The 13,876-nt window shown below is 44.0% G+C and carries 6 protein-coding genes; all 6 read left to right on the top strand.

Annotation, left to right across the window (positions count from 1 at the left end; genetic code table 11):
• Positions 1 to 141: 141 nt before the first annotated feature.
• On the top strand, positions 142 to 3,270 hold the full coding sequence (locus tag BM192_RS01995) for a SusC/RagA family TonB-linked outer membrane protein (protein ID WP_139218387.1): 3,129 nt from the start codon (positions 142 to 144) through the stop codon (positions 3,268 to 3,270).
• Between the two features lie 10 nt (positions 3,271 to 3,280).
• Positions 3,281 to 4,795, top strand: coding sequence for a RagB/SusD family nutrient uptake outer membrane protein (locus BM192_RS01990; RefSeq protein ID WP_037444626.1), 1,515 nt, complete (start codon positions 3,281 to 3,283; stop codon positions 4,793 to 4,795).
• A 16-nt stretch (positions 4,796 to 4,811) separates the two neighbouring features.
• The gene (locus tag BM192_RS01985; RefSeq protein WP_234797487.1) at positions 4,812 to 7,580 is read left to right on the top strand and encodes a glycoside hydrolase family 78 protein; all 2,769 of its coding nucleotides are present in this window, start codon (positions 4,812 to 4,814) and stop codon (positions 7,578 to 7,580) included.
• A gap of 62 nt (positions 7,581 to 7,642) precedes the next feature.
• Entirely contained in the window at positions 7,643 to 10,927 is a 3,285-nt protein-coding gene (locus BM192_RS01980; protein ID WP_037444624.1) for a glycosyl hydrolase, read from the top strand.
• A gap of 24 nt (positions 10,928 to 10,951) precedes the next feature.
• The gene (locus BM192_RS01975; protein ID WP_234797486.1) at positions 10,952 to 12,715 is read left to right on the top strand and encodes an alpha-L-rhamnosidase-related protein; all 1,764 of its coding nucleotides are present in this window, start codon (positions 10,952 to 10,954) and stop codon (positions 12,713 to 12,715) included.
• A 53-nt stretch (positions 12,716 to 12,768) separates the two neighbouring features.
• Positions 12,769 to 13,800 carry a GntR family transcriptional regulator gene (locus BM192_RS01970; protein ID WP_037444623.1) on the top strand — a complete coding sequence of 344 codons (1,032 nt, stop codon included), beginning with the start codon at positions 12,769 to 12,771 and terminating at the stop codon, positions 13,798 to 13,800.
• The last annotated feature ends 76 nt before the right edge of the window (positions 13,801 to 13,876 follow it).

The following is a 13,876-nucleotide window of genomic DNA, read 5'->3' as shown; positions in this document are numbered from 1 at the left end:
CGGAACCACAAAAGACTCGAAAGGGAGTGCCTGTTTTTTACAGCACTCCCTTTTTTTGTTTTTATATCCTTTTTGCAGGATGGAGCAGGTTGCCGCAGCAGGAGGGTTGCTCTATTTTTAGGTAACCAAATATATTCTGATATGACAACCCAAAGAAATTTACACCAATGGATTTCTGTTGTGATCTGTGTAACTATACTCGCCTTTGGCAATATAGATTCCGCATTTGCGCAACAGCATCGGGTTACTGGAAAGGTAACCGACAAAAACGATGGCAGCCCGATACCGGGCGTAACAATCAAAGTGAAAGGCAGCAATGCCGGTACCACCTCTAATTCCAATGGAGAGTACGTCTTGCAGACGAATAAAGAAGCGACTTTAACCTTCAGTTATGTGGGCTATGATGAACTTAGCCTGCAGGTTAATGGACAGTCTGCTTTGAGTGCAGTACTTGTTCCCAATAATCAGCGGCTGGATGAAATTGTTGTAATCGGTTACGGAACGACAACTAAAAAAGATGCAACCGGTGCGGTAGCGACATTATCTGCAGCACAAATCAAAGACATCCCTGTAAGTTCCGTAGACCAGAAATTAAAGGGACAAATACCAGGAGTACAAATCAGTACGACTACCGGAACACCCGGCGGTGGAACTTCCATCAAAATACGAGGTTCAGGATCCATAGGAGCAGGAGACAATCCTTTGTTTGTCGTAGATGGATATCCAATTTCAAATACATCCGGGCAGGTCTCTAATCCACTGAACGTGATCAATCCAAACGATATAGAGTCTATTACAGTCTTAAAAGACGCTTCCTCTACCGCTATCTACGGGTCCAGAGGTTCCAATGGAGTTATCGTTATTACAACCAAGCAAGGTACCAGAGGAGCTCCTGCAGTAAATGTCAGCGCTTACACGGGCGTGCAGACTGTTCCTCAGAAAGGCAGACCTCAGATGCTTAACGCAACTGAATTTGCGCAATTTAGAAAGGATAAGATTATTGACGATTTTGCTTTCAGAGGTTTAACAGCAACTGATGCAGATATACCAGAGGCATTTAGAAATCCCGCCCAATACGGAGAAGGAACAAACTGGTATAATGAAATTCTGCATACCGCTCCCCAGCAAAGTATAGATGCAAGTATTAGCGGCGGATCAGAAAACTCTAAATATGCTTTCTCGTTAGGTTATCTCAATCAGGATGGGACACTAAAATATACCGGGTTTGAGCGGCTCTCCGTGCGTATGAACACTGAAAGCAAGATCGGTAAGAGACTAAGAATCGGTTTGAGCCTGGCACCAACACACAGCGTACAGAGACTGAATAGTTTTGAAAATGACTTTGTAGATGTATTAAGCCGCAGCCTTTGGCTAAGCCCGCTTGTTCCGTTGACCGATGGGAATGGGAACCGTACTCCTTATGTTATTTCACCAGATATGTATGCCGGGCCTAATCCATTAAATTCATTGGAATTTGCGGGTACAAAAAGCAAGAGCTTCAGAGGACTTGGAACTGCATTTGCTGAGCTGGAGATTATGCCTGGTCTGAAGGCGAGGTACAGCTTTAACGTAGACTACATTCAAAACTCCTCTTTTGTATTTAACCCTTCTTTTGTGGGTGGTATTAATGCGCCGCCACCAGTAGTACCCAATTCATCAACCAATAAATCAAATAGCTTCAACTGGCTCTCAGAAGCACTGTTAACCTACGATAAATCATTTGGAACAGATCACCGGTTAAATGCTGTACTAGGTTATAGTGCGCAGCAGGAGCGGGCGGAGTCTTTAAGCTTGTTTGCTGATAATTATCCCGACGATAAAATCCAGACTATTAATGCAGCGTCAATTATAAGTTCCTTTGGAGAGGACGTACAGAAATGGTCTATTATTTCCTATCTGGCCAGATTGAATTACTCCTACAAAGATAAATACCTCTTTACGGCCACCGTACGTACAGACGGATCCTCCCGTTTTGGACAAAATAACCGGTACGGAACATTTCCTTCTGCGGCACTTGCCTGGCGGGTTTCACAGGAAGACTTCATGAAAAACATCAGCTGGATCAGTGACTTGAAACTGAGAGGAACCTATGGTTTATCCGGGAATTATAATATTGGTAATTACACCTATATCACCAATATAGGCTCATCTAACTATGCCTTTGGCGGTAACCTTGCAGGCGGCAGAGTTCCTACATCACTTAATAATCCAAATTTAACCTGGGAAGAATCATCGCAGCTGGACCTGGGTATTGATATGGGGATACTGAAAGATCGTGTCAACTTTACGCTCGACTATTACCGCAGAATTACTAAAGGGATGCTTTATAATAGCGAAATACCCCTTTCTTCAGGTTATTCTAATGCTATTATAAATTCTGGAGAGATCGAAAACAAAGGTTTCGAATTTGGTATCACTTCCAGTAACCTGCAGGGTGAGTTTAAATGGAATACCAGTGCGAATATAGCCTTTAACCGTAATAAGGTACTGGCGCTGAATGAAAATAATGACCCGATTTTCAGCGGAAGGAGCGGTGAGGGTTCCTACCAGCATATTACCCAGGTAGGGCGCCCCGTTGGAGAGTTCTATGGTTATGTTTTGGAGGGGATTTATAAAAACCAGGCCGATCTGGATAACTCGCCGAAGCATGTAACCTCAGTTGTTGGATCTATAAAATATAAAGATGTCGATGGTAATGGGATTATAGAGGCTGTAAAAGATTTTGATGTGATCGGCTCGCCTCAACCTAACTTTATCTGGGGTTTAACCAACAATTTTGCTTACAAAGGATTTGACCTGAACATATTGCTGGTCGGTTCTCAAGGGGGGCAAATCCTCAAAACAGCCAATCAGTTCCTGTTAAATACCGATGGAATTTTCAACGTAGATCGTAAAGTATTAAACCGCTGGAGATCTGAAGCAGATCCAGGTGACGGGATAACCCCCACAACCAATGGTGCCAGGGTTATATACAGAGATGTCAATTCATCCTGGGTTGAAGATGCAAGTTTTATGCGCATACAAAATATCACACTTGGCTATAAAATAAATGAAAAATTGCTGGCCTCTTCCAAAGTCATTAAAGGTGCACGAATTTATACCAGCGTGCAAAATCTGGCGACATTCACTAAATACAGCGGATCGAATCCGGAAGTCAGCAGGAATACGATTTCAGGAAATGCGGTGAGCAATGCCTTGGTTCCAGGAGAAGACTTCACCAATTATCCATTGCCAAGAACATTCATTTTGGGCGTTAATCTGACATTTTAAAAAGACAGACATGAAGAATCATTTAAAAACTATTATAACAGGCATCTTTATGGTAAGTCTTGCGGCAGCAGGCTGTAAAAAGAGCTTTCTCGATCAGACGCCGGAGGCTTCTCTGGCTGGCAATAATTTCTATCAAACCGAAACAGATTTCAAACAAGCCGTGAATGGCGCGTATTCGTCCTTGCGCGAAATGGGGTCTGTTAATTACTGGTTGTTTGGAGAAATGCGGTCCGACAATACTTACTATCAGTATAACCCGTCCGACAGAGGTTATGAACAACGTGAATTTATTGATCAGTTTCTCGTCGGTGCAACTGCAGAGCCGCTAAGTTCTTACTGGCAGCAGAATTATACGGCCATTGCCAGAAGTAATGAGATTATTTTCAGGATTGCAGACAAGCCCATCGCAGAGGAATTAAAGAAGCAGTATACTGGAGAAGCACTGTTTCTGCGTGCCTTCAATTATTTCAATCTGGTTAGACAGTATGGAGGAGTTCCTTTAAGACTCGAACCGACCAATTCCCCAGATGAAGCGCAATCTAAAGGCCGTGCATCAATAGACGAAGTATATGCACAAATTATCACCGACCTGAATGCCGCTGCAGAATTGCTTCCCGCAAAATATCCGGTAGCAGAAGCTGGCAGAGCAACAGCAGGTGCCGCGAGGACGGTACTAGGCAAAGTCTATCTCACCCAGAAGAAATATACCGAAGCGCTGACAGAATTCCGTAAAGTACAAGGACTAGGCTATGCACTGATGGCGAAATATGCCGATGTATTCAGTCCTGCCAATAAAAACAATAGCGAATCTATATTTGAAATTCAATACCTTGGAGCTCAGCCAGCTCTGGCGAGTAACTTCATGTATCAGTTTGCACCCTGGAATTCACTGAGCATTGTTACAGGAGATGCAGGCACTACACTGGGCGGTGGAAATGGCTGGAACGTTCCAACGCAGGATATGATAGATGCTTACGAGCCCGGTGATCTTAGAAAAGACATCTCTCTGGCCGTTGGCTTCACTGATCTTAGCGGTAAATTTCAACCCAATCCATATGTAAAAAAATACAACCATGGTTTTGTTGACAGGGGTAGAACAGACGATAATTTTCCGCTGCTACGGTATGCAGATGTCTTGCTGATGATCGCGGAGTGTCTTAATGAACAAGGGTTTGCGGCCAACGGAGAAGCATTTTCTCTACTGAATCAGATCCGTGAACGGGCACAGTTGAAACCAAAAACTGCCGGTAACGCCGATCCGGTATTGCGTGTGGAGACACAAGAAGCATTTCGCCAGGCTTTACTTCAGGAAAGAAGGGTAGAACTGGCTTTTGAGAATCACCGCTGGTATGATCTTGTACGCGCAGGTAAAGCCGTTGAGGTAATGAACGCGCATGGGAAGAAAGAAATGGTTGGTAAGATAACGGTACCTGCGGGCTCTTACCAAGTCAATGCGGCTAAACTGTTGCTACCTATTCCACAAAGAGAAATTAACCTGGATAATTTGACCCAGAATCCCCAATAAATAAAAAGAAGATGTTATGATGAAAAAAGAGCAGGTTACCCAGTTCTCCATTAGCAGAGCCGGTTCTGCCTTAATCCTGTTGAGTTCATTACTGAGCTCCGGGGTAATGGCACAGCAAATTCAAATAGAGGAGCTGAGAACAGAATACCAAAGCAATCCGATGGGCATAGACGAAGCCTCGCCGAGATTAAGCTGGAAAATCAAATCGGAACAACGTAATACCCTTCAGAAGAGCTACCAGATCAGGGTGGGGAAAGACTCTGCAGCGTTAATCAAGGGAAATCAGGTGTTATGGGACAGCGGGCAGCAACAGAACGAAACATCTGTACTGCTACCTTATTCCGGCCCTGCGCTAGAATCTTCCACTAAGTACTACTGGCAGGTTAAAATAAAAGATAACCACGGAAATGAGTCTCCATGGAGTATGGTCAGGAACTGGCATACCGGTTTACTCAAGCCATCTGACTGGACAGCACAATGGATCGGCACTACAGCAACAGATACACTTGCAGGACCATCACCGATCTTTAGAAAGACTTTTAACGTCGACAATAATATCCGGACTGCAACACTTTACATAACGGCGCATGGGATCTATGAAGCCAGAATCAATGGAAAACGGGTCGGTAAAGACTATATGGCGCCCGGCTGGACAAGTTACCATCAACGGCTACTCTACCAGACCTATGATGTGAGTGACCTGGTAAAAAAAGGACAGAATGCTATTGGCTTCATGTTGGGCGACGGTTGGTACCGTGGTAACATCGGGTTTAATGGGCAGCGTAGTTTTTACGGCAAAAGACTAAGCGGATTGGCACAGCTGCAGATCACTTATCAGGATGGCAGCACTAAAACCATTAATAGCGATGGAACCTGGAAATTCAGTAAAGGACCGGTACTGTATTCCGATTTGTACAACGGCGAAAACTACGATGCGAGACGCGAGAAAGCAGGCTGGTCTTTACCCGGATATTCAGATACAGAATGGAAATCCGTCAGTATTTTACCGGCTGGACCAGAAAAATTGATGAGTAGCATTGCGCCCCTTGCCAGAAAACAAGAAGAGTTTAAGGTACTGAAGGTCATCCGGACACCTAAAGGAGAGACCGTTCTTGATTTCGGGCAGAATCTTGTAGGCTGGGTACAGTTTAGGATGGCTGGTAAAGCTGGTTCGGTAATTAAGCTTGAGCACGGCGAAGTGCTGGATAAAGAAGGTAATTTTTACGATGCCAATCTACGAACTGCAAAACAGCATGTTAGTTATACATTTAAAGGTTCAGGCACAGAGACTTATGAGCCGCATTTCACCTATCAAGGATTTCGTTATGTAAAAGTAACAGGGTTAAATGGTGCGGCAGATCCTGCTGCGTTTAAAGCTATAGCCCTTTATGCTGATATGAAACCTACCGGCACTTTCAGTTCTTCTAACCCTTTGCTCAACCAGCTTCAGCATAATATCCAATGGGGGCAGAAAGGTAATTTCCTGGATGTACCAACCGATTGTCCGCAAAGAGACGAACGTCTGGGCTGGACAGGAGATGCGCAGGTCTTTTTCCGTACTTCCGCTTTTAATATGGACGTAGCTGGCTTTTTTACCAAATGGATGAAAGATGTAGCTGGCGACCAGTTGCCTAACGGAAGTATTCCATTTGTAGTGCCCAATGTAATGGGATCTGACGCAACAGGATCTGCCGGATGGGGAGATGTAGCCACTGTAGTTCCATGGAATATGTATCTCTCTTACGGTGATAAAGACATCCTTACTAAACAATACCCGAGTATGAAAGCATGGGTAGATTTTATGCAGCAGCGCAGTAAAAATGATCTTTGGAATGTAGGTTTCCACTTCGGAGACTGGCTTTATTTTCATTTGCAGGATGATAGTGACGGGCGGTCTGCCGTTACCGATAAATATCTGATTGCACAATCGTTTTATGCCTACTCCACACAATTACTTATAAATGCTGCAGAGGTACTTGGCAATAAAGCAGATGTAGATAAATATAAAGAGCTGCTTGGACGTATTAAAAAGGCATATATCAAAGAATATGTAACGCCAAATGGAAGATTGGTGTCGGGTACACAGACGGCTTACGTACTTGCCCTTCAGTTTGATCTGTTGCCCGAAGATTTAAGGGCGCATGCAGTAGAACAGCTCGTGGCCAACATTAAAAATTACGGAACCCATCTGACCACAGGATTTTTGGGTACTCCATATCTGTGCGAAGTACTGACCAGATTCGGCCGGAATGATGTTGCCTATGAACTGCTGTTGCAGGAAACTTATCCTTCATGGCTCTATCCGGTGAAAATGGGGGCGACTACAATCTGGGAACGCTGGGATGGTATAAAACCTGACGGAACTTTTCAGACTACGGGAATGAATTCCTTCAATCATTATGCTTATGGTGCTATCGGCGACTGGATGTACCGTACAATTGCAGGTCTGGATATGGATATTTCCGGTCCTGGGTATAAAAAGATCAATATCGCACCACAACCAGGTGGTAAACTTACCCAGGCTGCGGCGCAGCTTGACAGTCCCTATGGTTTGACGGGAAGTGACTGGAGTATTTCCGACGGGAAATTTAAAATCAAAGTAACTGTGCCGGCCAATACAACAGCACAGATTACTTTGCCAGGGGCTGCTGCCGCTGAAGTTTTGGAAAGCGGAAAAGCAATAGCCAGGGTAGAAGAAATCAACCAGGTCAAAAAATCAGGTAACGATTTAGTTCTGAAAGCCGGATCCGGCACCTATTCATTTGAATACACTTATAAATTGTAGATATTATAACCCTTAAACAGCGGAATGCATATTCCGCTGTTTAAACAAACCAGATATTACCAATGAATCAAGGTCAAAGACTAAAGCTTATCCTGCTATTGAGCTTATTTAGCTTTAACGGTTTGGCACAAAATATAACCAGTCCTTTTAACAATACTGCTGCCGGGCTGGAAGAAGGATTTCATAATCCACCAGACAGTATTCAGACCTCTATATACTGGTACTGGATGTCCGATAATATTTCGGCTGCTGGGGTAATTAAAGACCTGCACGCTATGAAAAAGGTAGGGATTAACCGTGCATTTATCGGAAATATTGGCTACCCATCCACGCCGTACGGAAAAGTGAAGCTGTTTTCTGAGCAATGGTGGGCAATCCTGGATACTGCCCTGCATACAGCCACGAAACTCAATATTGAGATCGGTATTTTTAACAGCCCTGGATGGAGCCAGTCCGGAGGACCATGGGTTAAAACAAGCCAGTCCATGCGCTACCTGACTTCCACCGAAAAAAAGGTGAAAGGCGGATTGAAGGTTAATATCAAACTGGATAAACCAAAAGATGAATTTCAGGATGTTAAAGTTCTTGCCTTTCCTGCGCCTGAAGGATATGGTCAGCATCTTTCAGGCTTAAAGCCAGTTATCAAAACAAATGTTGCTGTTTCTGGTGCAGCCGCATTAGCTGACGGTGATTATACGCATACAGTTAAATTACCGGCAGGCCAGCCAGTACAGATTGATTTGAAGATACCTGGTAAATTCACAGCAAGAAGCCTGGTTATTTATCCTGCTCACCGTTCTTTAAAAGCTAAAGCCGAACTTCAGGTATTTGATGGAACTATCTATACGACAATTAAAAAATTTGATATTGATCGCAGCAATCCTGCGCTTAATGTCGGGTTCGACCCCTTTGCGCCTGTCTCGGTAAGCTTCCCTGAGATCGCTTCAGGAGACTTCAGATTAATCATCAGTTCCGCTTCAGAAGGATTCGGATTGAATGAAATTGAAATTTCAGCAGCTCCTGTTATCGAAGACTATTCTGGCAAGACACTAGCCAAAATGTTTCAGTCTCCATTACCTTACTGGAATGAATACCAATGGAAAGCACAGGCTGTAGTGGGTTCAAGTGCCATGCTTATCGATCCCGGGAAAGTTATCGATGTCAGTGCCGGATTATCTACGGACGGCAGTTTTAGTTGGAAATTTCCTGCCGGTGACTGGATTGTAATGCGCACAGGCATGACGCCGACTAAGGTAACTAATAGCCCGGCCTCAGCAGAGGGAACCGGTCTTGAAGTAGATAAGATGAGCAAAGAACATATTGCCAGTCACTTCGACAGTTTTCTTGGAGAAATTCTCCGCAGGATTCCTGCAGAACACCGTAAAACGTGGCGGGTAGCTGTTGAAGACAGTTATGAAACAGGCGGCCAGAACTGGACAGATCAGATGCAGGAGAAATTTGTGGCGGCATATGGTTACGATCCGACTCCTTACCTCCCGGTTATCACTGGGAAAGTTGTAGGTAGTCAAGATCGTTCGGACCGTTTTTTATGGGATTTAAGGAGATTGATCGCCGACAGGGTGGCTTACGATTACGTGGGCGGCCTGAAGGCAATTAGCAATAAGCACGGACTAACCACCTGGCTGGAAAATTATGGACACTGGGGCTTTCCGGGAGAGTTTCTCCAATACGGCGGACAGTCCGATGAGATTGGTGGTGAATTCTGGTCTGAGGGTGAATTGGGAGATATTGAGAACCGTGCTGCATCATCAGCGGCGCATATTTATGGAAAAAATAAGGTGTCTGCTGAATCATTTACCGCTGGCGGTAAATCTTATGCCCGTTATCCCGCTCTGATGAAACAACGCGGTGATCGCTTTTTTACTGAGGGCATTAACAATACCTTGCTGCATTTATTTATTCAGCAGCCAGACGAAAGGGTTCCGGGTATCAATGCTGAATTCGGCAATGAGTTTAACCGGCATAATACGTGGTTCAGTTATATGGATCTTTTTACAGCTTATCTTAAACGCTGTAATTACATGCTTCAGCAAGGTAAATATGTGGCAGATGTCGCCTATTTTATTGGTGAGGATGCACCTAAAATGACCGGTGTAACCGACCCAGCTTTACCGGCAGGGTACGCTTTCGACTATATCAATGCAGAAGTTTTAATGACCCGTACGGTAGTTAAAGACGGCCGGCTGGTATTACCGGACGGTATGAATTACGGCTTGCTCGTTTTACCAAAACTAGAAACTATGCGTCCCGAACTACTTGCAAAGATCAGAATTCTGGTTGAGCAAGGGGCAAATATTTTGGGGCCAGCCCCCTTCAGATCACCGAGCCTGCAGGGTTATCCAAATGCAGATCAAGAAGTTAAAAAGCTTGCTGCAGCGTTATGGGGCGGGGTGCCAGCTACAGAAAAATCATTCAGAAAGTATGGAAAAGGGCAGGTTATGCAGAACGTCGGTATGCAGGAGGCTTTAAATCAGCTGCAGATCAGACCCGATTTTAGTTTGACACAAGAAGTACCCGTACTCTACATCCATCGCCGGCTTGCAGATAAAGACATATATTTTATCAGTAATCAAACTAGTAAAGAACTTCAGATCAGTCCTGCTTTCCGTGTGTCGGGTAAGGAGCCTTCATTATGGGATCCGGTTCAAGGCGTTACCCGTGCGCTACCGGAATATATTGCGGCAGACGGTCAGATAACTGTTCCACTAAAACTTGCGCCCTTAGAAAGCCTCTTTTTAGTTTTCAAGGCAACAGAAAAGCAGCGGGTTCATAATCAGCGTCAAAATTTGCCATCGGAGCGTCGGATAGTTAAAAATTTCCCAGAATTACAACTCGTAAAGGAGCTGACAGGTAGCTGGGAACTTTATTTCGAAGATCAGCAGCGTGGACCAAAAAAAACCGTCGTGTTTAACCAACTAGAAGATTGGACAAAAAGAGCCGAAGACAGCATCAGATATTATAGCGGTACGGTCAGATATCAAAAAATGTTTACTCATAAACCTCATAGCGGATCAGAAAGAATAATCCTTGAGACGGGTGAAATACGGGGAATGGCGAAAGTTAAAGTTAATGGAAAAGAAATTGGCGGACTGTGGACTGCGCCATGGCGTATTGATATCAGCCCGGCATTAAAACCTGGTGAAAATAAGCTAGAAATTTTTGTAGTCAATACCTGGGTAAACCGGCTTATCGGGGACAGTATGCTGGAACCAGAGCAAAGGACCACCTGGACCAGTGTCAATCCGTTTAAACCAGTAAATCCGCTGGAACCTTCGGGCCTGACAGGCCAGGTACGGTTATATAGCCTGCCTGTTGCAGGGAAATAAATTCAGACAATATTAGAAAAATACATGATGATAGTTAATTTACGCGCCTTCCTTTTCCTTCTGCTACTGGTCATTTCAAGCAGTATTTACGCACAGCTTCCACCAGTTTTTAAAGGCAGAGACACCGCTGGTATTTCCAGAGACCCCAGAACAAGGATGTATTTGAGTCCGACCCGTATTCTCTGGAAATCAGATAGTAGTGGTACTTATGTTAAAGATGCACATCAACTTCTGAAACCCGGTAACGGACAAGCAGAACTGGTCAATAAAGATCTGGTAACTCTAAAAAATGACGGCGTACACCAACCTGGTATCCTGCTGGATTTTGGCAAAGAAATACATGGGGGTATCCAGTTGGTCACTGGGTTAATGGCAAATCAAAAACCGCTTAAAGTGCGTATTCGTTTTGGGGAATCAGCTACTGAAGCAATGTCAGATATTGATACTTTGAGCGGTGCAACCAATGATCATGCGATCCGCGACATGATCGTAGAGCTGCCTTGGCTAGGCGGCATGGAGTTTGGCAATACAGGGTTCAGGTTCGTCAGGATCGACCTGATAGATCCGGGAAGAGAGCTCCTGTTGAAAGAAGCCAGGGCTATTTTCGTCTACCGCGATATCCCGTATAAAGGCTCCTTTCACAGCAGTGATGAGCGGTTAAACGAGATTTGGGCAACAGGCGCCTATACCGTTCATCTGAACATGCAGCAATACCTCTGGGATGGAGTTAAAAGAGACAGGTTGGTCTGGGTAGGTGATATGCATCCTGAAGTAATGACTATTAATAGTGTTTTTGGCTATAACGAAGTAGTTCCGCAGAGCCTGGATCTCATTAGAAATGTTAATCCTTTACCATCCTGGATGAATGGAATCAGTTCCTATTCTATGTGGTGGATCAGGATTCAGCGGGATTGGTTTAAATATCAGGGACGCAGAGACTACCTGGAAGCACAGCGCGGTTATCTGGTAGATTTACTGGGACATCTGATTAGTAAGATTAACGGTAATCAGGAGGCACTCGATGGAAATCGTTTTCTGGATTGGCCATCCTCAGAGAATAAAGCGGCCATACATGCTGGTTTACAGGCTATGATGATTATGACCTTACAGGACGGTGCCGAACTTTGCCGGGTTCTGGGTGAAGAAAAAACGGCAGTCCGTTGTGATCAGGCCATTTCCAGGTTGAAAAAACATGTACCTGAAATTGGCGACAGTAAACAGGCTGCCGCTTTAATGGCTATGGCAGGTCTGATTCCCGCAAAAAAAGCGAATGAATATCTGAAAATCGGAGGCACCAAAAACTTCTCGACCTTTTATGGCTATTACATGTTGCAGGCGAAAGCCAAAGCAGGAGATTATCAGGGTGCGATTGATAATATCAAAGAATACTGGGGCGGTATGCTCGATCTAGGCGCCACTACTTTCTGGGAAGATTTTGATTTAGACTGGACAAAAAATGCGGGCCGGATCGATGAGCTTGTTCCTGCCGGAAAAATAGATGTACATGCCTGTTACGGAGCTTACTGTTATAAAAACCTAAGACACAGTCTGGCACATGGATGGGCTTCCGGGCCTACGGCCTGGCTTACAGAACATGTTTTAGGTATTCAGGTTCTGGAACCAGGTAGTAAAGTTATTCAGGTGAGGCCACATCTTGGAGACCTGACCTTTGCACAGGGGACGTTTCCGACTCCGCATGGTCTTGTTACCGTAAAACACACACGGTTGGCGGACGGTGAAATTAAAACAGAGATTGATGCGCCGGAAGGCGTTCGTATAGTCAGGTAAAACGAAGAGATTTTGCTAATCAAAAATGAACATACACACAAAATAAATAATAAATGAAACCAGTAGATTATTTTAAATTTATTAAAGTCGATGACTATTCTGCAACCCCAAAATATTTACAGCTGAGTGATTCCATCATAGAGGCAGTTGAGCAGGGACTGCTTTTAAAGAATGATATTTTACCGTCTATAAATGAATTGAGCTGTGTTCTGGAAATATCAAGGGATACTGCAGAAAAAGGTTATAAGTATCTGAAAAATAAAGGCGTAATTGTTTCTGTGCCAGGTAAGGGATATTATATAGATCAAACTGATTTCAAAAAGAAGGTCAAAATATTTCTGTTATTCAATAAGCTTTCAGTCCATAAAAAGATGATATACGACTCCTTTGTCAGCGCACTGGGGGAAGATGCAACGATAGATTTCTATATCTATAACAATAATTTTGCGCTCTTTAAAAAGCTGATCCAGAATAAGCGCACAGTTTATACCCATTATGTAATTATCCCACATTTCGTAGAGGGTGGGGAAATGGCTCATGAAATAATAAACACGATACCGCCGGAGAAACTAATCCTGCTGGATAAAAAGATACCGGGTATTACAGGGGAGTATTCAGCGGTATACGAAGACTTCGAAAAAGACATCTATAATGCGCTTGGGGAAGCCCGGGATGCTTTAGCGAAATATCATACCTTGAAGATTGTCTTTCCAAAACACAGCTATTTTCCAAAGGAAATTATCAATGGATTCAGGCGGTTCTGCCAACAGTATGCCTTTAATCACGCAATTGTCCATGAAATGAAAAACGAGAAGATCACAGCCGGAGAAGCCTATATTATTCTGGTCGAAGATGATCTTGTTGTATTGATGGAGAACGTATTAGCGTGGGATCTGACGGTTGGTAAGGAAGTCGGTATTATTTCCTACAATGAAACTCCGCTTAAGAAATTCCTGCTTAACGGAATAACGACAATTTCAACAGATTTCAAGATGATGGGGACAATGGCAGCGGCAATTGCGCTGGGACATTCCGTTCAAAGTTATGCTGCCCCTTTCAAGCTTCAGTTAAGAAAATCCCTTTAATTTCAAAAAAGAGCTGTAGGGCAGGACAGTCAATGACAGTTAAGCCGGGCTAAAAAATTAATATCGCTGAATATTC

This window comes from Pedobacter antarcticus (genome assembly GCF_900112985.1).
In the GTDB taxonomy this organism is placed as follows: domain Bacteria; phylum Bacteroidota; class Bacteroidia; order Sphingobacteriales; family Sphingobacteriaceae; genus Pedobacter; species Pedobacter antarcticus.
Note: the sequence above shows the minus strand (reverse complement) of the source record. Positions and strands in the feature narration are given on the sequence as shown.